Consider the following 26,330-nt stretch of genomic DNA (forward strand, 5'->3'; position numbering starts at 1 on the left):
CATAAGTGTTTTTCAAATCCATTTCACATTACCAACCCGGATTTTGGTTAAACTCAGGATAGAGATAAACATCATCATCGGGGAATGGGAACCAATAATGTTTTGTTCCGAATACACGCTTCACCAGTAATACATGGCGGAAATTGGCCACTTCGGCATCAGCAGGATCGTTATTCTTGTAGAAGTCTTCACTTTCCACACGATCAAACTCCACTGCATATTTTTCCGTATAAGGTGACTCGCTGAGCAATAACCAGCGTTGCAAGTCATTGAAACGGAAGCCTTCCATCGAAAGTTCGACAGCACGTTCACGACGGATTTCGTCCATAAACTTATTTTTATCGGCCGCATAAGAATCAGCAACCAAACCGGCTCCGCAACGCTCACGAATGGTATTTACCGCTTCAAGGGCAGTCTTGGAGAAGTTAGAACTCTTGCCCGAAGCACCACCGAAAGCAGCACAAGATTCTGCATACATCAAATAAATGTCAGCCAAACGCATATAAGGGAGATATGAATGCAAGGCACTACCCCAATCATATTCCTTATCGCCAACATTACAAGTATGAGGAATCAGCTTTTGGAAAAAATAACCGGTACGGCTACCCATGTCATCGGAACGCATGTCACCGCCACTACTTGAAAGGTTGAGATAAGCATAAGGCTTCTGTGCATCATTCAGTTTATCTTCAGCCAGCACATAGTGAAAACCATCGAACACGATATCATGATAGAAACGCGGATCACGATCCTTAAAAGGATGGGTAGGATCGAAACCGGAATTAGGATCATCCAAAGGCAGACCATTGGCCATACCATACATTGCTACCAAATTTGCGGTCGGGAGATGAATGATTACATCATGCTCTACCAAACCTGCCACTTTGGGTCCCCACAGCTTAGACATGTTCCAGTTCGTATTATTACCATCAGATGAACCGGAACTTCCTGACGGGCCGCGGAATATAGCCTCTACCGAACCTGGCATCTGCCAGTTCTGGCGGCGAGTATAGAATATGTCCGAGAAACAGGTTGAAGCGCCACTAGCTTTCTCATGGTCGTAAATATTGGAATAATTATACTCGGCCAACGCATACTGTGTCTGTCCGCTTTCCACCAAGCTCAGCAATTCACCGAAAGCTTCAGCAGCTTTCTGACAATAAGCCTCATCGTAATTATAAGTTTGGGTTCCACCTAACTGCGCACCATTCTTCATCAAAGGACTACCAGCCCACAGATAATTTTTGCCCAAATAACCTAAAGCCATAATTTTGTTGATACGCAGCTGGTTTTTACCAACCGTTGCCTGACCGGCATTAGTACTGTCCCAATCTATAGGAAGCAGCTCAGCGGCACGTTGAAAATCGGCAGCCGCCTTGTCCGCACACTCTTGATAGCTTAATCGCGGCAAAGTCAAATCTTGTGTGGCATCAAGCACCTGATCAACGTAAGGCAGACCGCCCCAGTATTCCATCATTTCAAAATGCCACCAAGCACGAAAGAAATAAAGTTGACCTGCAATCAGGTCACGTTCTTCGTCCGTACCAACCATCTTATCCAAATTGGCAAGGCCGATATTACACTTACGAATGCAATACCACGCATGTCCCCAAAGAGAATGATGAAAACTATCGTTAGAAGTCGGATTATTGGTACCGGTCATTAGCCAAGACTGCCCATTGGTCTCCCAAGAACGGAAATTACCCAAATCAACCTGATTAGTCATGTGAGCATTACCCAACGAATTGAAAAGTTCATCATCTCCCCAATTCCAGGAAGTACAATAATTACATTTTTCTTTATCGGGAATACAATTATAGATTTCCTCTACAAATCCCTGGAAATTACGAAAATCCTTAAATGCGTCCTCCTTATTGACGGTAGCTTCAGGGCTTTTGTCCAAATAGTCCTCACACGCAGTCATGCCGCATCCCAAAGCAAGCGAAAGGAGCGCAGTATATATATATGTATATTTTCTTTTCATTTTATACTTTCTTATAATGTGAATTTGATACCCAAGTTATAACGTTTCACGGTAGGATAAGCACCTAAATAACCTGCACCGGAAAGGTTAGCTTCACGGTCGTCAGGCATACGAGTCCACAACCACAAATTGTTACCATTGAGGTAAATCTTCAAATTATCAATGCCCAACTTCTTTACCCAGCCTTTTGTCCAAGTATAGGCCACCTCCACATTCTTCAAACGAATATAGGATCCGTCATACAAATATTGTGTACCGTCATAGTAAGTAGGTTTGGAGTTCCAACGAGGAACCACGACATCCGCATTCGGTGTATTCTTCGACCACCATGTACCCGTATCGTACACCGTATTCAAATTACTTGCCAAGCTGGTAAGTCCCACGTCACGGGTTACATTAGTCACACCATAGAACTGTGCAAATGCGCTGAAGCCTTTCCATTCAAATCCCACCGTAGCATTGAACGTATTCTCAGGCGAACTCGTATAGCCCCAAGGAACAGAGTCTTTACTGTCAATCACACCATCGCCGTTGTAATCCACAATATAGTAATCACCGACCAGCTTCTGCGAATCGCTGGAATCGTGAGCAGGACTACCATATAACTGGTCGTAGTTCTGAATAAAACCTGCATCAATATAAGAATAATACTGATTCACGCTATGACCTGCAGCTTTCTGATAGGCAGGACGCAAAGCCTGATCATCCTTAACGAGAACCTTATTGCGCGCATGAGTCATATTGAAGTTACCCCAAAGACGCAAGCCATTAGCAAGTATTTTGTTCACACGCAATTCCAATTCATAACCGGTTGTACGGATTTTACCTTTATTAATAGAAGGAGGTGTTCCACCGAAATAGGAAGGCATTGAGCGATCAGGTCCAAAAACAAAAATATTAGAACGTGTATCGCGGAAGAATTCCAAACTACCGGCCAACAATCCATCAAGGAACGAGTAATCGATACCAAGATTCAGTTTCTTCACCACTTCCCACTGGATATCTTCGTTTCCGATAGCAGATTCATACCACCATGTATAGATACTCTCGGCATGATTCAAGTCCAGACGAGTATGGCCACCGTATTTCCATGAATCCATATACAACCAACGGCGAGATTCATCGAACGGATCACCCAATTGGTCTGAACCGATTTCACCGTATGAAGCACGTATCTTCATCATGTCAAGAATCCGTTTCTCACGTAAGAAACGCATAAACGGCTCTTCACTAATCATCCAGCCCACAGCACCGGAATTAAAGAATGCAAAACGGTTTTCAGGACTGAACTTCTCAGAGCCATTGTAAGCACCGTTATACTCAATAAAATAACGGTCTGCCCAGTTATAGGTTACACGGAAAGCCCAGTCTTCACGATAAGTAGGCATCACACTGCCTCGAGCATTCTCCTGCCGGCTGAACAATCCCATAGCAGATAAATTATGCTTACCGAAACTGCGTGCCCAACTTAACTGAGCCTGATAATAAAGATTGCGCACTGTCTGCCCATTGTCTACAGAACCAGATTGTGTAGACCAGTTGACACCTTGAGTCCAATCAAATCCCTGATTGGTATCATACGAGTTCTTCCATACGACCTGACCTGTTTCAGGATCAATCCATTTAGACTGAGAATCATTATACAAGTCGTTAATACCACGATTGTTTTCTACAAACTCGTTATCCCACGAAATAGTGGCACGCGCCATAAGACCTTTCGTAATAAATGATAAATCCTGCTCCAGTGTAAAGTCTGTATTAATACGGGTTGACGTAGTCTGCATTGTACCACCAATTGAAATATTCTGAACAGAATTAGTAGTATTAGACACTTTCGGATACATACCCCAGCTACCATCAGAATACTGTGGCAAAAACACATCGGGGGGAATATTATAAACACCCGACCATTGCTGACCTATCTGCCATTCACTATTGACCGAATTGCTCCAAGGAGCCTTACGAATGCCATTTGAACCAGCTAAATTAATCTTCAATACAGTAGTCTTTGTGATATTGAAGTCAAGGTTGCTTCGTACGTTTATACGATCGTAACCATATCCAGAATTGTAACCACGTCCGTTATCATAAACGCGGAAAAGGTCACCTTCATGCACATAATCAGCCGAAGCGAAATATTTAACAAACTTGGTTCCACCACTGATATTGATGTTAGCGTTGTAAGACATTGTGTTATCTTTGAACAAAGCCTTCTGCCAGTCTACATTCGGATAGCGTTCGCGCTGTTCCACAGTTGTCTGATTTCGATAATTCTCAATGAAAGCTTGAGGACGAATATCAGCCCACGACTGAGGAGCCAATGCCAATTCATGTTCAATAGCCACATTACGAAACATCAAAGCATCGTAAGAATCATATTTATTAGGCAATTTAGAAGGAGATTTCAAAGTAGCATTAAAACCTACATCAATCTTGGCACTACCTTCGGTACCGCGTTTGGTGGTAATCAAGATAACACCGTTTGCACCTTTCACACCGTATACAGCCGTAGCCGATGCATCCTTCAATACTGAAATGGACTGAACGGAAGTAATGTCAACCGAACTCATCGGACGTTCGATACCATCAACCAACACCAACGGATCTTCATTATTGTTCCAAGAACTTGCACCACGGATAGTAATTTTCGGGTCTTCCTCGCCCGGCATACCTGTGCCCGTAGTAGTTACCACACCCGGAAGATTACCGGTCAAGGCTGCACCGATATCACTTACACCAGCCGCACGCTCCAAAACTTTACCTGTAGTCTGCGTGATAGCACCAACTACCGATGCTTTCTTCTGCTGGCCATAACCAACTACTACGACCTCCTGCAACTGCTGTGAATCATCTTCCAAAGTAACCTTAATCAATTTGTTGGAAGTTGCTTTCACTTCCTGCGACTTCATACCAACGAATGATATCACAAGAATCGTATTTTCACTGGGCACGGTCAACATAAAATTACCGTCTATATCTGAAATCGTACCTATTGATGTATTGCCCTTCACTACGACCGATGCCCCAATGACCGTTTCACCTGTGCTGTCGAAAACGGTTCCCCTGACTGTTATACTCTTTTGTGCCATTGCCGAAAAGCAACTGAATAGCATCAAAAGGAATAGGCAAGGAATTTTCTGAATTTTCTTTCTTACATTTTTCATTACCATTAGTTTAAGATGTTAATTAAACATTTTCTCTTTTTTACAAACTGTCACAACGAAGAACAGTCCTAACCGTCGTCATACTTTTGTTTCATAATTATACAGTTATTTTGATTTAAAAAATATAATGTCACTTGCGCCACAATCAGATGGAAGGAAGAAGCATCATTTTTCCGCCTTGTTTCTCCAGCATTAGACCAGGCCGCTTTTCATTGCAAAAGTATTGAAATATTTCATCTTATTAACAGGAATGTGATACATATTCTTTTGTTGGCATTACATCATTCTTTCGAATGTTACATAAACCTCTGCCCATGTTACACAGGAGCATATAATAAACTGATAATCAATATGCTAAAAATGCACAGAAAGTACATACAAAAGTTACATCAGCGGATAAAATCGCCCCTGGAACACACTAAAATTTCCACATTAAAATTCCAAAAACACTTCTAAAAAAAGTGTTGTAACGTAGCGAAAAAAAGATGTAACTCTAGAGTTAAAACACAAAATCAGGCATAATCGGCCTCAATCCAAAGCTCTGTCACCGGAAAAAGCATCGTTTACAGGCAAAAAATGAGTCGACACACGAAAAATGTGCAGCCCGATTTCACCAGGAGGTGTCATGTTTCACCATACCACACTATATATCAGCAGATTCCGACAGAATGAAAGCGTGAAGGCATCGGAATAGGACTGTTTCTTTGTTTGGCAGTCGGCATCAACAGATATCTTTCACATAAATTTCAATTCTTCAGCCCAGCCCGAAGATGTAAACACGAGACGGAACTTACGGAAACTGCGAAAAAAAAATCGCCCATCGGGACGGGTACATGAGAAAAGACGACAAAACGATGGATGCCAGATGTCCTTTTCACAAAGGCATCGGCTTGGCCACATCAGTTATTTTTTTAAACAACCTGCCAAACATACATAAAAGAGAATAATCAAATCAAGGGCAGCGAACGCTTCCGTCACCCCGTATATTAAATGCTTGCATCGTCCGCGGTGAATGCCTGCATCGTCCGCGGTGAATGCTTGCACCGTCTGCGGTGAATGCTTGCACTGCGTTAGTTAAGAAATGAACTTAGGCATACAAAAGGTGTGCTGGAAAAAGCTTTTTTCAAAGCTCTTTCCAGCCACATTATTTTCTCCAAGCAGAACCCTACCGGACAGACAGCCCGCGCAAGACGGGCATATCTTTTTGTTCCGCGCCTAGAGCTTTACCTGAATCTTCTTACCTTTATATGTCACTACCTTTTCTTTTCCGTCGACAGTCTTCACCGTGAACTGACGCGTCTGCAACATACCTTCATAGGCTCCCTTGCGGGCACCGATGGTGAGTGTACGCTTGGCGTTGTTCCACGTCATCGGAATTTCCGTATAGGCACCCTTCTCGTAGTTGTAGTTGTCGAACTCGTCTTCATAGAGCGTGAAGCTACCGTCCGCACCGGGATAAACGCATACGGTCAGGTTATCCCAGGCTTTCTCGGTAGTATATTGTACATCGGGACCCACAGGCACTACGCTGCCGGCACGCACAAAGAGCGGAATGCGGTTGAAGGTTGTGGCCACGGTCGTTCTCTGTCCGCCGTCCAGCACCTCGTTGGTCCAATAGTTGTACCAGCTGGTTCCGGCAGGCAGGTAAACTTCCATCGTCTTACCTTGAGTAAAGTCAGCAGAAACGGCTCCGCCGGCAGTGGTCTTGCTGTCGCTTCCCCACCCTTCGTTCTCCTTCAGGTTCTTCTGCGCCAGTTCGGGCGTATATTGGGCACGCACGACAGGAGCCACCAGGAAGGCTTTACCGAACATGTATTCATCCGTCACGTCCCAAGCCTGCTTGTCGTCCACAAAATCCATAAACAGTGCACGCATGAAGGTAGACTGATTGTGAGATACATCCCACGAAGTGGAATAAATATAAGGAATCAGCGCGTAACGCAACTTAACGGCATCGACAAGCGCGTCGTAGACAGGTTCACCCGGCTTGCCATACCAGTAGAATTCGCGGGGTACATCGGTTCCGTGGCTGCGCATCATGGGGCAGAATGTACCGAACTGAAGCCAGCGTACATAAAGTTCCTGATACATCGGGTTCTTGGTAGCGCTGTTGTCCGCCCAACTCTTGTTATAGGAACCGGCAAAGAAACCGCCCAGGTCTGAGTTCCAGTGAGGCATGCCGGTAAGAGAATAGTTCAGTCCGGCCGTCACCTGCTTGCGGAACGAGTCCCAAGACGACTGCACATCGCCCGACCATACGTTGGAAGCATAGCGCTGCTGTCCCAGGAAGCCCGAACGGGTCAGAATGATGACGCGCTTGTCACTGGTTTCGGCACGCTGGTGGTCATAGACGCCGCCCACCGTCATGAGGGGAAAGGCATTGCGCACGCTACGATAGGAGCCCAAAGCCGTCTGACGGTCAAAGTCTTCCGGTCTGTGATTGAAGTGGTCGGGTTCGGTAGAATCCATCCACCAGCCGTCCATACCCAGTTGGAAGATTCCTTTGTTCAAATATTCCCAATAGATGTCGCGTGCCTTGGGGCTGTAGCAGTCGTACACACGCACACCGGAAGGATATTCCATGTTGGGCGGCCAGCCTTCCACACCCGACTGCGGCCAGGTTTCGATGTCGAAAAGCAGACCTTCCTTGTCTAAAGCGCGGTAGGGCTTCGTGGCCGGACCGAACGAGGACCAGATGGAAATCATCATGTGGGCATTCATGGCATGAATGTTGTCAATCATCTCCTTCGGACGGCTGAAAGTGGGGTTCTGGAAGTCCATGGCGTTCCACAGGTAGTTGTGCCCCCAATACTGCCAGTCCTGAATGATGCAGTCCAAAGGAATGCCCAGTTCGCGATACTTCTTCACGACACCTTCGGTTTCTTCCTGGCTCTTGTAACGTTCCTTGCTCTGCATGAATCCGTAGCTCCACAACGGCATCATGGGCACTTCGCCTGTCAACGCACGAACCTCGGCAATGACACCGTCGGCCGAACCGCCGTACATGAAGTAGTAGTCGATGCAGTCGCCCACCTCAGAGCTGAAGGAAGTCTCCTTCTCGTTATCTGTATAAGTGGTAGCAGAATAGTTGTCCCAGAATACGCCATAGCCCTTGGTCGACTGGAAGATGGGCGACACGTCTTCCACGTTGCCCTGTACCAGCACCTTGCTCATGTTGCGCTGCATCATCTGGCCGTTCTGCAGCTGTCCAAGTCCGTAAAGTCCCTCGTTCTTGTCTACATCAAAGCCCTGATAGACGGTGTAAGTAGCCCTTCCGGCATCATTGAACGGCGTAAAAGCCTTGTTGTTCTCCTGTTCCTTCAGCAACGGAGTGCCGTCGGCCTTGGCGTAAGAGATGACTCCCGTACGGGTATTGAGCGTTACGGTCAGCGAGCGGCTTTTCATCACTACTTCGCCCTCTCCCTGTTCGCTCACTTTGATGCCGGGATTCTGAGGAGCTGCCACAACAGACAGGCTCTTTTTCTCTATAGCCTTGCCTTGCGGTGTTTTCAATACTCGGAGGCTGTTCGGGCCGTACCATTGCACCTCCACATCGGTCTTTTTGCCGGCAATGGTTGCCTTGATGCCCGTTGCCGTCTGCTGGTAGTCCTGCGCCCAGACTAAAGCCGAAAGCAGACAGCACGCTACAAATGCAATACTTTTCTTCATCTTCACTGTCGATTATTTAATTTAAGTTTCGTTTTTACCGAAACTTGCAGGAGTTAGAGGAGTTAGAAGGAGTTATCGCCCGTCTTGGGCGGGCTTAGGAGTTAAAGGCCAATAGAAAAACAAACAGCTCACAATGTATCGGCTTAACTCCTTAACTTCTTAACCACTTAACTACCAGAGAAATATTAAATCCAAAACATAAGTTATTTAATAGGATATACGGATTTGCTGTCACTTTTTGAATTCCCACCAATCCAGCATGAACAGGTTGCGTTGCTGACGCTTGCCGCCTTTGAACACAAAGTAAAGGTCGTGAACGCCACCGACCTTCTGTACGGCTGTCTCAAACTCCTGAAGAGCGCTTTTGGTGTTGCCAATAGCGACGGTGCCGATGCAGGTTCCTTCGGCAGAATCCAGACGGATTTCCATAGTGCCGCCATAAAGATGGCAGGAAGCTGAAACCTTGAACGAAGAGGCGCCTTTGCCGAAATCCACTCCTTTCACCATTAGATATTCACCGTCGTCAATGTCCGTAACCAGTTGGTTCCAACGGTCCTTTGCCCACTCGTTTTTAGGAGTGGTCTTCAGGCCATACCCCCACGCCATGGTTTCGGCTTCTACCTTGCGGTAAGGATTGAAATTTTCAATCTGCTCCAGCTTGCAATCCTGAAAATAAGGAAGTTCCTTGATGGTTCCGTCGGCATTGTATTCCATCTCGGCAATGGATACCGAACGGCGTTCGGCATGACGGCTGGTTTCGAGACGGAAAATGTCATAGTTCAACCCAAAGCAATAGGACTTGCCTTTGTAGTCGATGATACCCGGATGATTGCCACGTGTACGGGGTGTATGGTCCATGATGTGTCCCTTGTGTACCCAGGGGCCGGTGGGGCTGTCGCTCATGGCATAACCGATGCCTTCAGGACAGCAGGTTGAAGCAAAGGCCAGATAGTAGTGACCGTTGCGTTTATAGAACCACGGTCCTTCCTGGTAGTCTTCAATATGCGGAGTCTTTACAATCTCGCCCGAATAGGAAATCATGTCTTCATTAAGCTTCACGTAGTAAAGGTTCGGATTACCCCAATACATATATGCCTGACCATCGTCGTCAATGAACACCGAAGGGTCTATGTCGTCCCAATGTTCCTTCTGCCACACCAGCGGCTTGCCTATCGGATCTTTGAAGGGGCCGTAAGGAGAGTCTGCTACCAGCACGCCGATGCCGTGTCCGTGAATGGGACAGTACATGTACCATTTACCGTTACGTTCCACCACACATTCGGCCCACGCTCCGTTGTCGCCCTTATACCATTTGAAATCTTTCAGTGAAGCCACGGCTCCCCTGTCCTGCCAGTTCACCATATCTGTAGAGGTATAGAGTAGCCAATCCTTCATCAAGAAGCCCTCGGCATTATCCTCGTCGTGTGTAGTATAAAGGTAAACTGTATCGTTGAACACGAAAGGAGCCGGATCGGCCGTGTACTTGGTCTGTATGACGGGCATGTTCAGTTCCGGTTGTGCACTGCCCGTGTTCTGTGCAGACAACCCGCCGGACACCAGAAGCAACATGCCGGCCATTCTTAATTTTACATTTTTCATAATATCGCGTCTTTTAAATGGTGTTGCAAAAATAGGTCAGAGGTACCTGAGAACAGGCTAAAAATGTTGCAGGAAACAGCACTTTCGTTGAAAAAGTGCCCTTTTCATCGCTTTTTCCGCTGAGAGACGTATTGCGAAGGCCGCATTCCGTACTCTTCCTGAAAACATTTGCTGAGGTAGCTCGATGTGCTGAAGCCGACGCTGTCCGCCACCTCGGCTACCGTATATCCTTCTTCCAACAACTGTGCCGCCCGCTTCAGACGGATGGAACGGATGAAGTTGGTAGGCGTTTTGCCCACCACGGCCACCAACTTCCGATAAAGCCCGGTGCGGTCCATCCCCATATCTCTGCTCAAGACTTCCACCGAGTACTCCGGATTGTCGAGATTCTGCTCCACATATTCCAGCGCTTTGCGGATGAAAGCCTCGTCGGCATCCGACAGCCATCCCTCTTCAGCATTGTTCACACGGATTTTGTCCGACTGTTCCTTCCTGCGTTTTTCCTGCTGTGACAACAGATTCCGCATACTGACAAGCAGAGAATCCAATTCCAGCGTATTCTCATCAGAAGACAAGGGCAACAATACTCCCTCCGAAAATTGTCCGACCAAATCCTTCAACTCAGCAGCCTGCGAACGTATCTCCTGAAGCTGAATCCTGACACGACCTTCGTCCGTATGCTTCAACAAATTGTCTATCGGGGTCAAAATACGCTCCACCGGTTCCTCAAGTTCGCGGTTGATATTTTGCAAGAAGGTGGCCTTCATCTCGTCAAGTTTCTCTTTCTGTTCACGAACCAAATTGCGCTTTTTTCTCCTGACATACAAGAACAAAGAAAGGCCTACGCAGCCGGCTGCCAACAAGGCATAGAGCAGATAGGCATAACCGGTCTGCCAGAATGGAGCTTTCACCCGTATGTGAAGCTCAGCATAGCGGTCTGTCCAGCTACGGCCATTGTCCGCTGCACGCACTCTGAAAATATAGTTGCCCGGCGGCAGGTCGGTATAGGTTGCATTGCCTCTGCCATCAGCAGAACGGATTTCCCGCTCCGTTCTGTCCATTCCCTCCATGCGATAGCGGTAATATGTCTGGGTAGGATTGACATAGTTCAGAGCTGAGAATTCAATAGTAAAGAAATTCTGATCGTGTTCCAATACAATCTCACGGGTCATGGTAATGGGACGTTCCAATATCACATTCCCGTGATAGGGCTGCCCGCTTTGCACTTGTTCTCCAAAAAGGCTGAATCCGACAAAAAGAGGGGTATAACGTACTTGCTCAGCAGCATCCGACAAAGGAGACAGACAATTGAAGCCATTGATCCCCCCCCAATATAACGTACCGTCGGAAGTCATGCAGACCGAGCGTTCGCAGAACTCGTCCGTTATCACTCCGTCAAAACGATTGTAATTTACAAACGAATAACGCTGCCCAGTCTCTTCCGTATGCACAATGAGACGACTGATTCCACTGGCTGTGGAAATCCAGACACTGCCATCGGACGCGCAAATGAGTGAGCGAACCGAGTTGTTTATCAGCCCATCAGCGGTATAGAACATCTGCTCCTCGCCAGTAGAGGCATTCCACTGTAACAAGCCGTCTTCCAGACCAATCCACAGTTGCCCCCGGCTGGCAGCAATGGCGTTGCAGGAATGGCAGGTAGAATGTACGTCTGTTTTTCCACTTCGTTTGTCGTGGATAAACCAGGCATGACGCGTAATGCCCGCCAGCGTATCCTTCCCCATTTCAATCACTTGCAACGGTACGGCTTCCAATCCCGGCACTTTCATGGTCCGGACTGACGGAAATGCCTGACGAGTAGGAGTCAAGTCACCCGTAACCTCATCGTACAGGAAACAGCCATGGTCTGTATTCACCATCAGGCTTCCGTCATTGGCTTCGGCAAAGCCGGTGATGTGTATGCTCTGGCTTTCAGTCAGCGGAAACAAGATTCTACCGATATGCCTGAACCGGAACCGGTCCGGATGATAATAAAGAATGCCCCGATTCAGCGTTCCTACCCACATGCCCCCCTGGGAGTCGTTGTAGAGCGTACTGACTTCAACATCTATCTTCTGTCCGTCCAGCAATTGCAAGGTCGGAATGTGCTGTTTCTGTTTCCAATTGGCATCCATGTGATACAAGCCTTCGGGTCCGCTCACCCACACGCTGTCGTCACGGTCCATGGAAAGATAATTGAAATGGGATGTCGTACTCATCACCACCTTCCACTGTTTCTGAGCGACGTCGTAATTCAGCATCACCCCTCCTTTTCTTCCATTACACAATTGATAATAGGTATGTTCACCCTGCACAACAAACGAAGTCATGCCATACAGGTCAGGAGAAAGTCCATCCGGATAATTCTGCTGATAGAGTTCATGCCCCGAAGCTAAATCGTAACAAACCAACAGCCCCGAACGGTAAAACAAATAAAGCTTTCCGTCCAGCACGCCCAAATCGTAAAGTTGGTCATTTCCGCGGGAGACACCGTGTAGAAAAGTGACTGCTTCAGCCGCATCACTGCCGATGAGCAACAAATCGTCCTGTTCGGTCACCAGCCACAAGTTCTGTTTTTTGTCTACAAACATGTCTTTCAAAGGAATATGCACGCCCCATTGCCCCAGTAACGTTTCGGGATGCTCCACAAACCGCTCACGCCCGATGTCGACCGCCATCAGCCAATACTGATTTTTAATCCACATATACCCCTTTGCGTCTATATATATATGGTGGAAACCCGAATATTCGGAAAGAGGGCAAAAATGGCGGTCATCGTAATGAAGATAGCTGAATCGGGTTCCGTCGTACAGGTTCAGTTGCCCTTCCGTCATCACCATCATCCGCCCGTCAGGAAGTTGGACAATGTTTCTCACCTTGCTGCTGGACAACCCTTGTGTGGCATCAACGGGAGTGAACACGTAATGTTCTACGGGAAAGGATGGCATAACGGACGCAAACAGGCACAGCAAGCACACGAATGTCTGTGCCGCATAACAGATTCGGCTTTCATACCTTTCTATAATGTCTGTATGCCCCATGTCCATCGGTTATATCAGTGTATGTAGTCTTCATTTTTGCCATGCAAAGATAGCAATATTTTAAGTTCGTCAAACAAACAAGAGTTATTACCTGCCAAGTATCAAATAAAATCCAAATATTGGCTAAATTTGTCACGGAAAATAATCAATCCATGAACCTATGATTTACGACAACTCAGCAGTAAGAAGACAAGACCGGTTACTCGACGAAAGCGATGCAAGAATCTTGCTAAAGCACGGAGAGTACGGTGTGCTGTCCATGACCGACCCCGAAGGCGCCCCCTACGGCATCCCTATTAATTATGTATGGGACGGGAACGACCACATTTACCTGCATTGTGCTCCGACAGGCAGGAAGTTGCAATGTATCGGGCAGCAGGCCGAAGTTTCATTCTGTGTGGTAGGACGAACCAACGTGGTACCACACAAGTTTACCACCGGTTACGAAAGCGTTGTCATCAAATGTCAAGCCCGAACCGGGCTGTCTGCCGAAGAAAGGATGAATGCTTTGAGACTTTTGCTGGAAAAGTACTCGCCCAATGACCTGGTCATAGGCCTGAAATATGCCGAGAAGTCCTTCCATCGGACAGAAATCATCTGTCTGGACCTGAAAGAATTCAGCGGCAAACAGAAAAAAGTCAACTAACAAACATTTTCAATATGAACCCTCAGCATGCCCAACTGATTCAAGCCATGACTGCCTATAATGCAGGCGACCCCAAACGCATCCAGCACCTGATTAAAGTACACAGCCTGGCATCGGCCATAGGCGTATTGGAGCAACTGGATGAAGAGACCTTATTCATTTTGGAGACTGCCGCCCTTGTACATGACATTGGAATCCGTATCTGCGAACAGAAATACGGTTCATGCGACGGAAAGCTACAGGAAAAGGAAGGCGGCCCCGAAGCCAGGAAGTTGTTGTCAGAACTGGGATGCTACACCTCGGAACAAATTGAGCGCGTATGCTGGCTGGTGGCTCATCACCATACTTACAAAGACATCAACGCCGTGGATTACCAGATTCTTGTGGAAGCAGACTTTCTGGTAAACAGCTACGAAGACAACCTCTCGACCGAAGCCGTCAAACGGATTCGGAAAAACATATTCAAGACTCCAAGCGGCATCTTTCTTTTGGAAAAGACATGGAACCTGTCCTAATGTGACAATGCTTCTCCCGTTCGAGAAATATATTTTCCAGACCAGAGGAAATAGAGGGGATTCATTGGCATATTCCATAGAAATTCCGTAAGTTTGTCCGACCGTAAATTGTAACGCGTATGCCACACTATGATATAATCGCTATCTTAGGACCGACAGCCTCCGGCAAGACCCCCTTCGCAGCAGCACTGGCGGCTGAATTGGGCACGGAAATCATCAGTGCCGACTCCCGGCAGGTCTACAAGGGGATGGATATAGGCACGGGGAAAGACTTGGCCGACTATACTGTAAGGGGGCATGCCATTCCCTACCACCTGATTGACATTGCCGAACCTGGCTACAAATACAATGTTTTTGAATATCAGCGCGACTTTCTGGAGGCTTACGAAGACATCCGCCGACGTGGCATGTGTCCGATTGTGTGCGGAGGTACGGGCATGTATCTGGAATCGGTACTGAAAGGCTATCGCCTGCTGCCCGTTCCCGAAAACGCCGAATTACGAAACCGTCTGGCGAGCAAGCCATTGGAAGAGCTGACTGAAATACTGAAAACGTACAAGGAACTGCACAATACGACTGACGTAGATACAGCCAAACGTGCCATCCGTGCCATTGAAATAGAAGAATATTACCTCCATACACCTGTAGACGACCCCCAACTGAACAGCCTCATCATCGGGGTGGACATTGACCGCGGACTGCGCCGCGAGAAGATAACCCGCCGCCTGAAGCAACGGCTGGACGAAGGCATGGTGGACGAGGTGCGCGGCCTGCTGGAGCGGGGCATTCCGCCCGAAGACCTCATCTACTACGGGCTGGAGTACAAATACCTGACACTCTACGCCGTGGGGGAACTGACCTACGACGAGATGTTCAAAGGGCTGGAAACGGCCATCCACCAGTTTGCCAAGCGGCAGATGACGTGGTTCAGGGGCATGGAGCGGCGCGGATTCACCATCCACTGGATAGATGCCCGTCTGCCAATGGAAGAAAAGATTGCATTTGTCCAACAACAACTTTTAAATTAACGAACAGCAACAGCATAATTTGCCTATAAGACCCATGAGTGTAGCACCCGAAAAGTGGGGAGTGATATACAACCCCAAAGCCGGAACCCGCAAAGTGCAGAAACGGTGGAAAGAAATCAAGGAGTATATGGACAGCAAAGGCGTGTCCTACGACTACGTACAGTCCGAAGGATTCGGATCGGTGGAACGTCTGGCTGGCATCCTGGCCAACAACGGCTACCGCACCATTGTGGTAGTGGGCGGCGACGGCGCACTGAACGACGCCATCAACGGCATCATGCTCTCCCATGCGGAAGACAAAGAAAACATTGCCATCGGTATCATCCCCAACGGCATCGGCAATGACTTCGCAAAATACTGGGAAATCAGTTCGGAATATAAAGAAGCGGTGGACTGCATCATCAACAACCGCCGCCGCAAAATTGACGTGGGCACCTGCTACTACTATGACGGAAAGACCCATCGCTCGCGCTACTTTCTGAACGCCATCAACATCGGACTGGGAGCGCGCATCGTGAAAATCACCGACCAGTGCAAACGCTTCTGGGGAGTGAAGTTCCTCTCCTACTTCATGGCACTAATTTCCATCATCTTCGAGCGGAAGCTCTACCGTATGCACCTCAGAATCAACGACGAGCACATACGCGGCCGCATCATGACCGTCTGCATTGGCAGTGCATGGGGCTACGGGCAGGCTCCCAGCGCCGTACCCTACAACGGCTGGCTGGACGTGTCTGTCATCTACCGGCCTGAACTATTGCAGCTTTGGTCGGGCTTGTGGATGCTGATACAAGGACGCATTCTGAACCACAAGGTGGTGAAACCCTACCGTACCCAACACGTCAAGGTTTTGAGGGCACAAAATGCTTCCGTCGACCTGGACGGCCGCATCTTGGACCGTCATTTTCCGCTGGAAATAGGCATCATGCACGAAGCCATCACGCTGATTATACCAGACTGATGGAGTTGAGATATAAAAGTTAAGAGTTGGCGGTTCATTAACCACTAACCCCTGACCGCTAACCACTAACCACTATCCGCTAACCACTATCCGCTAACCACTATCCGCTAACCACTAACCGCTATTAAAATGATTGAATTGAAGAACAACCCCGCCGGCAATTTCTTCCTGCTGGCAGGCCCTTGCGTCATCGAGGGAGAAGAGATGGCCATGCGCATAGCAGAAAAGATTGTTGCCATTACAGACAAGCTGAAAATACCTTATGTATTTAAGGGGTCTTACCGCAAAGCCAACCGCTCGCGACTGGACTCGTTCATGGGAATAGGCGACGAAAAGGCACTCCGCATACTGAAGAAGGTTCGCGATACCTTCGGCGTACCCACCGTAACAGACATTCACAGCGCCGAAGAGGCAGCCATGGCAGCCGAATTTGTTGACATATTGCAGATTCCCGCCTTCCTCTGCCGGCAGACAGATTTACTGGTAGCTGCCGCCAAAACGGGCAAGACCATCAACATCAAGAAAGGTCAGTTTCTCTCACCGCTTGCCATGCGTTTTGCTGCCGAGAAGGTGGTGGAAGCAGGAAACGCCCACGTGATGCTGACCGAGCGGGGTACAACCTTCGGTTATCAGGACCTGGTAGTAGACTTCCGCGGTATACCCGAAATGCAGGAATTTGGCTATCCGGTCATTCTGGATGCCACACATTCACTGCAGCAGCCCAACCAAACCAATGGAGTAACGGGCGGCATGCCCCAACTGATAGAAACCATTGCACGGGCAGGCGTTGCCGTAGGAGTGGACGGACTTTTTATCGAAACCCACGAGAACCCGGCCGTAGCCAAGAGTGACGGCGCCAACATGCTGCGTCTGGACCTGCTGGAAGGACTGCTCACCCGGCTGGTACGTATCCGACAGGCAGCCATTCAATAGGACTACGCACATGGTAAATAGCGATTGAACAATATCCACTGATATATCGCTAAAAAAATGCTGCCGCCCTGTGATTTATACCCCCATTCTACGACAGATTAACCAAAAACCAATAAAAACAAACTTTATGAAACACTTTTTCAAAACAATTCTCTTTGCCGCAGTATTCATCTGCGCAAGCATGGGAAGCATGTTTGCCCAGCAAATGCCACCGATTCCGGTAGATCCGGATGTTCGGATTGGCAAGCTGGACAATGGTTTAACTTATTACATCCGTAAAAACAACCTGCCCGAAAACCGTGCAGATTTCTACATTGCACAGAAAGTAGGCTCCATACAAGAAGAACAGAACCAGTTGGGATTGGCCCACTTTCTGGAACACATGTGCTTCAACGGCACCACCCACTTCCCCGGCGATGCCTTGAAACAATACCTGGAACGTATCGGCGTGAAGTTCGGTGAAAACCTGAATGCTTACACCTCCATCGAGGAAACGGTGTACAACATCTCCAACGTACCTGTCACCACTCCGGGTGCCATTGACTCCTGCCTGCTCATCCTGCACGACTGGAGCAACGACCTGACCCTCGACCCCAAAGAGATTGACAAGGAACGCGGTGTCATCAACGAAGAATGGCGTACCCGCATGAGCGCAGGCCAGCGTATGCTGGAAAAGGCATTGCCCGTTCTGTTCAAAGGTACGAAATACGCTACCTGCTTCCCCATCGGAACCATGGACGTAGTGATGAACTTCCCTTACCAGACGCTGCGCGACTATTACGAAAAGTGGTACCGCCCCGACTTGCAGGGACTGGTCATTGTGGGTGATATTGACGTGGATGCAGTAGAAGCCAAAATCAAGACCATGTTTGCCGACATACCCGCACAGCCCGATGCCGCCAAACGCGAATACTATCCCATAGCTGACAATAAGGAACCTCTCATCTACATCGGACGCGACAAGGAAATGCCATACGTACAAGCCTACATCATGAGCACGCACGACGTGACTCCCGACGACCAGAAAGGCAGCATTCCCTATTTGGTAGAGGTTTACGCCAAGAGCCTCATCGGCACCATGCTGAACGCCCGTCTGAACGAACTGACGCAGACAGCCAACCCGCCTTTCATTGCCAGCGGTGCCTATGACGCCAGCATTCTGGGCATCACCAAGACCAAAGGAGCCTTTACCGGCATAGCCGTCTGCAAGGAAGACAACATTGAAGAAGGTTTCAAAGCCGTATTCCGCGAAATAGAGCGTGCACGCCAGTTCGGTTTCACCGAGAGCGAATATGTACGTGCCCGCGCCGAGTTCCTCCGCCAGATTGAATCGGCCTACCAGGAACGTGACAAACGCCGCAACGAGCAGTACGTCAACGAATATGTACGCCATTTCCTGGACAACGAGCCCATTCCCGGCGTTGAAAACGAATACCAACTGTACAACCAGCTGGCTCCCGCCATCCCCGTAGAAGCTCTGAACATGCTGATGAAGGAACTGGTGAAGGAAGACAACAAGATGGTGGTCATGATGGCACCCGAAAAGAAAGAACTGGTATTGCCGGATGAAGCTGCCGTAAAGAAAATGATGGCCGACGTAAAGGCCGAAAAGCTGGAAGCCTACGTGGACAAGGTTTCTGACGAACCTCTGATGAAAGAAGCGCCGAAGGGCGGCAAGATTGTATCGGAGAGCACTGATCCCGTCATGGGCACCACGCAACTGACCCTCTCGAACGGCGTGAAGGTCATCATCAAAAAGACCGACTTCAAGGCCGACCAAATCTTGATGAAGGGTGTAAGCCTGGGCGGAAGCTCCCTCTTCCCCAACTCGGAAATCATCAACATCAACGGACTGGACGCCGTATCGGTAGGCGGTCTGGGCAACTTCAGCGCAACAGACCTGGAGAAAGTGCTGGCCGGCAAGAAAGCCTCCGTCAGATACGGCATCGGCGACAAGACCGAAGCCGTGAACGGCAGTTGCTCGCCCAAGGACTTTGAGACCATGATGCAGCTCACTTACCTGACCTTCACCGCACCGCGCCGCGACAACGATGCCTTTGCTTCCTACAAGAACCGCAACAAGGCAGCTTTGAAGAACCAGGAAATGGAACCGATGGTGGCCTTCATGGACAGTGTGACCTATGCCCTGAACATGGGACACCCGCGTACGCAGCGTCTGAAAGCCGACATGGTAGACCAGATGGACTACGACAAGATTCTGTCCATGTACAACGACCGTTTCAAGGATGCCAGCGACTTTACGTTCATTCTCGTGGGCAACGTGGACCTGGACAGCATGAAACCGCTTATCGAAACTTATCTGGGCGCCCTGCCTTCCATCAACCGCAAGGAGACCTTCAAGGACAACAAGATTGAATACCGCCAAGGCGAATACAAGAACATCTTCAAACGCCAGCAGGAAACGCCCAAGGCAACCAACTTCGTATGCTACACCGGCACCTGTGAATACAACCTGAAGAACACCCTTCTGATGAGCATGCTGGGCCAGGTACTCGACCTTATCTACACCGAAAAGGTACGTGAGGACGAAGGCGGAACCTACGGCGTATCGGCAAGCGGCAACCTGAACAAGTATCCGCAGCCCAAGGCCGGCATCCAGATATTCTTTGAGACTGCACCCGAGAAACGCGAGAAGCTGATGAAGATTATCTTCGACGAACTGGACAACCTCGTAAAGAACGGTCCCAAAGAGGAAGACGTGAACAAGGTGAAGGAATTCATGCTGAAGAAGCACGCTGAAGACCTGAAGGAAAACGGCTACTGGCTGAACAGCATCGACGAACTGCTCTATACGGGCATGAACCCCGTTCAGGACTACGAAAAGACTGTGAACGCCATCACGCCCAAGGACATCCAGAAGTTTGCGGCCGACCTCCTGGGTCAGAACAACGAAGTGGAAGTCTCCATGATTTCGGAAGCAAAAGAACAATAATATGACATTTAGTGACGAGCTACGGGCTACAAGCTACAAGTGCGGCTTGTAGCTCGTCCTATTTCCACACTTCTTCTCCCTATGAACTTATTCTTAGAACTCCGCCGCCACGGCAAACTGGCCGCCAAGCGCCACCCGATGTACGAAAAGAACAAATTCGGAAAGTTCTGGATGTACTTCATGGCCGTATTCTGGGCCGGCTATCTCATTTTCTTCGGCACCACCTTTGCTTTTGCATTGGACGAAGAGTCACGCGAACCCTACCAAATCATCAACGGTGTACTCATCATCATCCTGGCACTCGACTTCCTCATGAGATTCCCTTTCCAAAAGACTCCCACACAGGAAATCAAGCCCTATCTGCTGTTGCCGGTCAGACGCAGCCGTCTGATAGACTTCCTGCTGCTTCGTTCGGGGCTGGCAGGCTTCAACTTCATCTGGTTGTTTTTTTTCGTGCCTTTGGCCGTCATCAACGTATCGCGCTACTACGGTGCAGCCGGCGTGCTGACCTACTGCGCGGGCATCTGGCTGCTGATGGTGCTGAACAACTACTGGTTCCTGCTCTGCCGTACGCTGATGAACGAACGCATCTGGTGGGTATTCCTGCCCATCGTGTTCTATGCCGGCATAGGCTGCGCCCTGTTCATCCCCGATGAAAGCCCGCTCTTCGACTGGTCCGTCACATTTGGAGAAGGATTCGTCACAGGCAATCCGCTCTACTTTCTTGGCCTGATTGTGGCCATTGCCCTCCTTTGGCTCGTCAACCGCAAGGTGATGCAGGGGCTTGTCTACAGCGAACTGAACAAGGTGGAAGACACCACCGTAAAGGTGCGCAACGTTTCCGAATACCGTTTCCTGGACCGCTACGGCGAGATTGGCGAATACATGCGTCTGGAACTGAAGCTGCTGCTCCGCAACAAGATATGCAAGGCCTCGCTGCGTTCCATCATCATCGTCGTCCTTGCGTTCAGCGGTCTGCTCGGTTTCACCGACATCTACGACTCCACGGGCATGAAAAACTTCATCATGGTGTACAACTACGTCATCTTCGGCACCCTGTTCATCAGCAACATCATGGGCTACGAGGGCAACTACATCGACGGCCTGATGAGCCGCAAGGAGTCCATCTATGCCCTGCTCCGTGCCAAGTACATCCTTTATAGCCTGGCTATACTGCTCCCATTCCTATTGATGATACCCGCCATGGTGATGGGCAAGCTGACCGTCCTGAGTTGTCTGGCCTGGGGCATCTTCACCGCCGGAGCCGTCTACTTCTGCCTGTTCCAGCTGGCTGTCTACAACAACCGCACCATCGACCTGAACACCAAGCTGACCAACCGCCAGAACATGGGAACGGGCCTGCAGAACCTCATTACCTTCGCCGCCTTCGGTCTGCCCCTGATGCTGAACCTCCTCCTCACAGTCCTGATGGGCGAAACGGGTACAAACATCGTGCTGACAGTCATCGGAGCGGGCTTCATCCTCACCTCCCGCTTCTGGCTGAAGAACATCTACCACCGCTTCATGCGACGCAGGTACAAAAACATGGAGGGATTCCGCGACAGCCGGCAACACTAAGGCTGTCATTCAACATATCTATTCACCACCAACCATTTACCACTAACCCTTATCCACTTATGATAGAGATAACCCAACTGCAAAAGAACTTCGGCACCAAGAAAGCCGTAGACATAGAGAACTATACCATCGCCCCGGGCGAAATGCTGGGACTGGTGGGCAACAACGGAGCGGGCAAGACCACCCTCTTCCGCCTGATACTGGACCTGCTGCAAGCCGACCGCGGCACCGTCAGCATCAACGGCACCGACGTCTCCAAGAGCGAGGACTGGAAGAACTTTACCGGCGCCTTCATCGACGACGGGTTCCTCATTGACTACCTGACGCCCGAAGAATACTTCTACTTCATCGGCAAGATGTACGGACTGAAAAAGGAAGAGGTGGACGAGCGCCTGAAGCCCTTCGAGCGGTTCATGAACGGCGAGGTGCTGGGACAGAAAAAGTTCATCCGCAACTACTCCATGGGCAACAAGCAGAAGATAGGCATCATCTCCGCCATGCTTCACCACCCGCAGCTGCTCATACTGGACGAGCCGTTCAACTTCCTGGACCCCTCGTCGCAGGCCATCATCAAACACCTGCTCAAACGCTACAACGAGGAACACGCGGCCACCGTCATCATCTCCAGCCACAACCTGAACCACACCGTAGACATCTGTCCCCGCATCGCCCTGCTGGAACACGGCGTCATCATCCGCGACCTGCAAAACGAGAACAACTCTGCCGAACAGGAGCTGGAAGCCTACTTCAACATCCGTGTGGAAGAGGAAATCAGCGAAGAACAGCACGACGACGACCGTTCTGAAACTGCAGAAGAAAACGAACCAGCCACACCGAAGCCATGAGACACCGTCTGTTCCTCATTCTGCTGGCCACAAGCCTGCTGGCCGGCCTGTCCTCCTGCCGCACCAGTGCCCCGTCATACGACTACCAGGCACTGGCCCAAGCCTCGGTGCGGCTGGGGGTAGACATCGGCCTGAAGGACAACCACGCCCTCTACCTGGAAGCCGCACAATGGATAGGCACGCCCTACCGTGCCGGAGGGAGCAGCCGGCGGGGCACAGACTGTTCGGGCTTCGTCTGGCAGATGTACCGGAAAGTGTACGGCAAAGAACTGTCCCGAAGCTCGGAACAGCAGATGAAAGAAAGCCGCAAGGTGTCGCGCCGCAAGCTGCGTGAAGGCGACCTGGTTTTCTTCGGAACCACCCGGCGCAAGCGGCGGGTGAGCCACGTTGGCATTTACCTGAAGGAAGGGAAGTTCGTCCACGCCAGCACCAGCCGGGGAGTCATCGTCAGCAGCCTGGACGAACCCTATTACGAAGAGCGATGGATAAAGGGAGGAAGATACTGAGCAACGGACAAAAAGGCAGGAAACTGAGCGGAAAAGAACAACGGAGCAAGAAACAGGCAGACGGGGCAGCTTCATCAAGCCCACAACAAACCAGCTCCATTTATTCCCCATTGACAATCAGCGACTAAGCCATGCAAGCATCCTGCGTGCTCCATGCAAGCATCGTGCGCAAGCCATGCAAGCACCGAGCGCGGGCCGTGCAAGCATCCACCCAACGGGGCACAAGCCCTCCCTCCAGACAGCCCCATCCGCAAGCCCTGCGGGAACAGGAAGCGCATCGGCCACCCGTAGGGAAGGGAACGGAGGCCGACGCACAATCACTTGGTTTACAACAAGAAAGCACTTTATTCGGACTTTACCAATTATAAAGTGCCACTTTAGTCGCTATAAAGCGTTACTTTAGTCGTTATAAAGTATTGCTTTAGTCGCTATAAAGTGGCACTTTAATCGTTATAAAGCATGGCTGAAGTCCGCACAGAGGAATGCTAAAAAAGCTGGACGGCACACGCGCCTCCTCTGCCCAGGCCCGGCAATGGCTTATCTCTCCGTCAGCACAAAGCGCAAGGTACCTCCCTTCACCAGCTCGTCGTGACCGATGCGGTAGCGGTTGAGCTTCTTTCCGCCCAGCTCCATCCGGTCGATGTAGATGGCTTCGGCCGACGGACGCTCCGCCTCAATCACCAACTGGTCTGTCCCCCACACCGCGGGGTCGAGCTTGATGACCGCACGGTCAAACACCGGAGCGGTAAGCGTATAGGACGGCTCGCCCGGACAGTCGGGATAGAAGCCCAGCATGTTGAAGATGGCCCAGGTGGACATGGTGCCCGTGTCGTCATTGCCCGGTATGCCGTTAGGGGCGTTCTTGAAGTGCTTGGCCAGCAGGCGGCTCACCTCTTTCTGCGTACGCCACTCCTCACCCTTGAAGTAGGAGAACAGATGGGCGTAGGCGATGTCGGGTTCGTTGGCGGGGTCGTAAAGGCCCTCGTCGAAGACATACTGCAACTTGTTGACAAAAGCCTTCCGGCCGCCCATCAGACGGGCCAGTCCCTTCACGTCGTGAGGCACATAGAACGTGTAGTTCCACGAACTGCCTTCATGGAAGCCGGGACACGGCTCGAAGTTCTCGCCCTGGCGTGGGTCGAAAGGCGAATAGAAGCTGCCGTCGGGCAGGATGGGACGCAGCGTGCCGAACTCCTTGCAATAGTAGTGTTTATAGCCCAGCGAGCGGTCGCGGAAGAGGCGGGCGTCGGCACGATACCGGGCCGCCTTGTCCTTGTCGCCCCGCGCGGAGGCTTCCTTGGCCAGGGCCGCGGCCAGCAGGGAGATGGAGTTGTCGGCCACGTAATACTCCAGCGCGTGGGAGACGGAATTGTCATACTTCTCGCGCAAGGGCACGTAACCCAGCTTCAGGTAGTCGTCGTTGTCCGGACGGAGCACGTTCTCCGCACCCGGCAGGGTGGCAGACTTGTACATGGCTTCGTAGGCCAGTTCCACGTCAAAGTCGCGCAGTCCCTTGAGCCACGTGTCCACAATGACGGGCACGGCCGGGTCGCCCTCCATCGTCAGCGTCTCGCGTCCGTAAAGTTCCCACTTGGGCAGCCATCCGTACTCCTTGTACATGCCGAGCATGGAGTTCACCATCTGCAACTGGCGCTCGGGATAGACCAGTGTCAGGAGCTGGTGTACGTTGCGGTAGGTATCCCAGAGCGAGAACACCGTGTAGCGGTCTCCTTTAGTGGTCATAATCCGGTCGCTCTCCATGGCGGGGTATTCGCCGTTGACGTCCTGCAACAGGTTGGGATGTATCAGCAGGTGGTAGAGCGCGGTATAGAAAATGGTCTTCTGTTCCTCGGTTCCCCCTTCCACCAGGATGCGCGACAGGTCGTCCTTCCAGCGTCCGCGGGCTTCGTCCAGCACCTGCGCAAAGGTCTTGCCTTTCTGCTCGGCTTCCAGGTTCAGGCGCGCGTTTTCCATGCTGACAAAGGAAACACCCATCTGCACTTCCACCCGTTCGCCCTCGGCGGTATCGAAAGAAAGAAAGACACCGATGTCGTCACCCGCCAGTTCCTTGCCGTAGCGGGTATAGAGCTTGTACTTCCCGCTGTCCGCATCCCATTGGGCCTTCACTTCGGACATGGCGCGCTGCTTCTTCCAGTAGCCCCAGTCGGCAGGCTGCTTGTTGACGCGCATCACGAAATAGATGGGAAAGACAGCCTGCGGGTTGTAGCAGAAAGTACCCAGCAGCTTCATCCCCTCAAACTCCCGGTCATTCACCCGCCGCACGAAGGCTCCCGTCTCGTTGGTCAGTCCTTCGCCCAGGTTCAGCAGGATGTGGCTCTCGCCCTCGGGGAAGGTGAAGCGCGAGAGGCCTGTCCGCGGGGTTGCGGTGACCTCGGTCTTTATCCCGTAGCGGGTCAGGAAGTTGCTGTAATAGCCCGGCGAGGCCTGCTCGTCGCGGTAAGGACTTCCGTATTCCTTGAAGTCCACGGACAGCTTGCCCGCCGTCGGCATCAGCAGCAGCGAGCCCAGTTCGGGACAGCCTACGCCACTGAGGTTGACGTGGGAATATCCGGTGAAGTAGCAGTTCTTGTTGTCGTAAGGAGTGGACCACCAGCGGTTGTCCTTGTCGTACTTGTTGTCCGGCGAGCCCATCACGTTGAAAGGCACCACAGACATCAGCCCGTTGGGGCAGACGGCACCGGGATTGGTAGTGCCGTAATTGGTTGTCCCGATGAAGGGGTTCACATAGTCCAGCGGCGTTTTGCCGTTTTCCCCTCCGTCGGCCAAAGCCGTGGAGAGACTGAGGACGGAAAGCGTGCAAGCCAATAAGATACGTTTCATGGTATGGTATGGTTTGAGTTTTTGAGTTTTTAAGTTTTTAAGTTCTTGAGTTGGTAAGTTCTTGAGT

Annotated in this window: 15 protein-coding genes; 9 read left to right on the plus strand and 6 right to left on the minus strand. The window is 50.3% G+C overall.

The genetic code is table 11. The features are described from left to right. Positions 1–28: 28 nt before the first annotated feature. The 5 genes from Q1Y74_RS01400 to Q1Y74_RS01420 form a co-directional block, all read right to left on the minus strand. Positions 29–1,984: a RagB/SusD family nutrient uptake outer membrane protein gene (locus Q1Y74_RS01400; protein WP_300811911.1), complete on the minus strand. Its 1,956-nt coding sequence runs from the start codon at positions 1,982–1,984 to the stop codon at positions 29–31. A gap of 11 nt (positions 1,985–1,995) precedes the next feature. Beyond that, a complete protein-coding gene (locus tag Q1Y74_RS01405; protein ID WP_300811912.1) occupies positions 1,996–5,154 on the minus strand; it encodes a TonB-dependent receptor in 3,159 nt (1,052 codons plus the stop codon). 1,209 nt (positions 5,155–6,363) lie between these two features. Further along, the gene (locus tag Q1Y74_RS01410) at positions 6,364–8,817 is read right to left on the minus strand and encodes a TIM-barrel domain-containing protein (RefSeq protein ID WP_300811913.1); all 2,454 of its coding nucleotides are present in this window, start codon (positions 8,815–8,817) and stop codon (positions 6,364–6,366) included. Between the two features lie 231 nt (positions 8,818–9,048). Then, positions 9,049–10,386 (minus strand): glycoside hydrolase family 43 protein, encoded by a 1,338-nt coding sequence (locus tag Q1Y74_RS01415; protein ID WP_300811964.1) that lies wholly within the window; start codon positions 10,384–10,386, stop codon positions 9,049–9,051. Positions 10,387–10,520: 134 nt separating this feature from the next. Next, positions 10,521–13,364 carry a helix-turn-helix domain-containing protein gene (locus tag Q1Y74_RS01420; RefSeq protein WP_300811914.1) on the minus strand — a complete coding sequence of 948 codons (2,844 nt, stop codon included), beginning with the start codon at positions 13,362–13,364 and terminating at the stop codon, positions 10,521–10,523. A 253-nt stretch (positions 13,365–13,617) separates the two neighbouring features. On the opposite strand from Q1Y74_RS01420, the gene Q1Y74_RS01425 reads away from it, so the two are divergent. The 9 genes from Q1Y74_RS01425 to Q1Y74_RS01465 all read left to right on the plus strand — a co-directional run bounded on the left by Q1Y74_RS01425 (position 13,618) and on the right by Q1Y74_RS01465 (position 23,422). Then, positions 13,618–14,103 carry a pyridoxamine 5'-phosphate oxidase family protein gene (locus Q1Y74_RS01425; RefSeq protein WP_300811915.1) on the plus strand — a complete coding sequence of 162 codons (486 nt, stop codon included), beginning with the start codon at positions 13,618–13,620 and terminating at the stop codon, positions 14,101–14,103. Positions 14,104–14,117: 14 nt separating this feature from the next. Then, complete coding sequence (locus tag Q1Y74_RS01430) at positions 14,118–14,618, plus strand: HD domain-containing protein (RefSeq protein WP_300811916.1); 501 nt, start codon at positions 14,118–14,120, stop codon at positions 14,616–14,618. Between the two features lie 119 nt (positions 14,619–14,737). Beyond that, a complete protein-coding gene (miaA, locus tag Q1Y74_RS01435) occupies positions 14,738–15,646 on the plus strand; it encodes a tRNA (adenosine(37)-N6)-dimethylallyltransferase MiaA (RefSeq protein WP_300811917.1) in 909 nt (302 codons plus the stop codon). Positions 15,647–15,680: 34 nt separating this feature from the next. After that, on the plus strand, positions 15,681–16,607 hold the full coding sequence (locus Q1Y74_RS01440; RefSeq protein WP_300811918.1) for a YegS/Rv2252/BmrU family lipid kinase: 927 nt from the start codon (positions 15,681–15,683) through the stop codon (positions 16,605–16,607). 129 nt (positions 16,608–16,736) lie between these two features. Then, on the plus strand, positions 16,737–17,540 hold the full coding sequence (gene kdsA / locus Q1Y74_RS01445; RefSeq protein ID WP_300811919.1) for a 3-deoxy-8-phosphooctulonate synthase: 804 nt from the start codon (positions 16,737–16,739) through the stop codon (positions 17,538–17,540). Positions 17,541–17,667: 127 nt separating this feature from the next. Then, entirely contained in the window at positions 17,668–20,493 is a 2,826-nt protein-coding gene (locus tag Q1Y74_RS01450) for a pitrilysin family protein (protein ID WP_300811920.1), read from the plus strand. An 81-nt stretch (positions 20,494–20,574) separates the two neighbouring features. Further along, the gene (locus Q1Y74_RS01455) at positions 20,575–22,071 is read left to right on the plus strand and encodes a DUF5687 family protein (protein ID WP_300811921.1); all 1,497 of its coding nucleotides are present in this window, start codon (positions 20,575–20,577) and stop codon (positions 22,069–22,071) included. Between the two features lie 59 nt (positions 22,072–22,130). Continuing rightward, positions 22,131–22,916, plus strand: coding sequence for an ABC transporter ATP-binding protein (locus tag Q1Y74_RS01460; RefSeq protein WP_300811922.1), 786 nt, complete (start codon positions 22,131–22,133; stop codon positions 22,914–22,916). Further along, positions 22,913–23,422 carry an NlpC/P60 family protein gene (locus tag Q1Y74_RS01465; RefSeq protein WP_300811923.1) on the plus strand — a complete coding sequence of 170 codons (510 nt, stop codon included), beginning with the start codon at positions 22,913–22,915 and terminating at the stop codon, positions 23,420–23,422. Before Q1Y74_RS01460 ends, Q1Y74_RS01465 begins: the two co-directional genes overlap by 4 nt. A gap of 537 nt (positions 23,423–23,959) precedes the next feature. On the opposite strand, the gene Q1Y74_RS01470 is transcribed toward Q1Y74_RS01465, so the two are convergent. After that, positions 23,960–26,263 carry a GH92 family glycosyl hydrolase gene (locus tag Q1Y74_RS01470; RefSeq protein ID WP_300811924.1) on the minus strand — a complete coding sequence of 768 codons (2,304 nt, stop codon included), beginning with the start codon at positions 26,261–26,263 and terminating at the stop codon, positions 23,960–23,962. Positions 26,264–26,330 lie beyond the last annotated feature (67 nt).

Source organism: uncultured Bacteroides sp., assembly GCF_949298305.1.
In the GTDB taxonomy this organism is placed as follows: Bacteria; Bacteroidota; Bacteroidia; order Bacteroidales; family Bacteroidaceae; genus Bacteroides.

Coding starts and splice junctions, on each gene's coding strand:
- Q1Y74_RS01400 (WP_300811911.1), bottom strand. CDS start 1,984: ATGAAAAGAAAATATACATATATATATACTGCGCTCCTTTCGCTTGCT.
- Q1Y74_RS01405 (WP_300811912.1), bottom strand. CDS start 5,154: ATGGTAATGAAAAATGTAAGAAAGAAAATTCAGAAAATTCCTTGCCTA.
- Q1Y74_RS01410 (WP_300811913.1), bottom strand. CDS start 8,817: ATGAAGAAAAGTATTGCATTTGTAGCGTGCTGTCTGCTTTCGGCTTTA.
- Q1Y74_RS01415 (WP_300811964.1), bottom strand. CDS start 10,386: ATGTTGCTTCTGGTGTCCGGCGGGTTGTCTGCACAGAACACGGGCAGT.
- Q1Y74_RS01420 (WP_300811914.1), bottom strand. CDS start 13,364: ATGCCATCCTTTCCCGTAGAACATTACGTGTTCACTCCCGTTGATGCC.
- Q1Y74_RS01425 (WP_300811915.1), top strand. CDS start 13,618: ATGATTTACGACAACTCAGCAGTAAGAAGACAAGACCGGTTACTCGAC.
- Q1Y74_RS01430 (WP_300811916.1), top strand. CDS start 14,118: ATGAACCCTCAGCATGCCCAACTGATTCAAGCCATGACTGCCTATAAT.
- miaA (WP_300811917.1), top strand. CDS start 14,738: ATGCCACACTATGATATAATCGCTATCTTAGGACCGACAGCCTCCGGC.
- Q1Y74_RS01440 (WP_300811918.1), top strand. CDS start 15,681: ATGAGTGTAGCACCCGAAAAGTGGGGAGTGATATACAACCCCAAAGCC.
- kdsA (WP_300811919.1), top strand. CDS start 16,737: ATGATTGAATTGAAGAACAACCCCGCCGGCAATTTCTTCCTGCTGGCA.
- Q1Y74_RS01450 (WP_300811920.1), top strand. CDS start 17,668: ATGAAACACTTTTTCAAAACAATTCTCTTTGCCGCAGTATTCATCTGC.
- Q1Y74_RS01455 (WP_300811921.1), top strand. CDS start 20,575: ATGAACTTATTCTTAGAACTCCGCCGCCACGGCAAACTGGCCGCCAAG.
- Q1Y74_RS01460 (WP_300811922.1), top strand. CDS start 22,131: ATGATAGAGATAACCCAACTGCAAAAGAACTTCGGCACCAAGAAAGCC.
- Q1Y74_RS01465 (WP_300811923.1), top strand. CDS start 22,913: ATGAGACACCGTCTGTTCCTCATTCTGCTGGCCACAAGCCTGCTGGCC.
- Q1Y74_RS01470 (WP_300811924.1), bottom strand. CDS start 26,263: ATGAAACGTATCTTATTGGCTTGCACGCTTTCCGTCCTCAGTCTCTCC.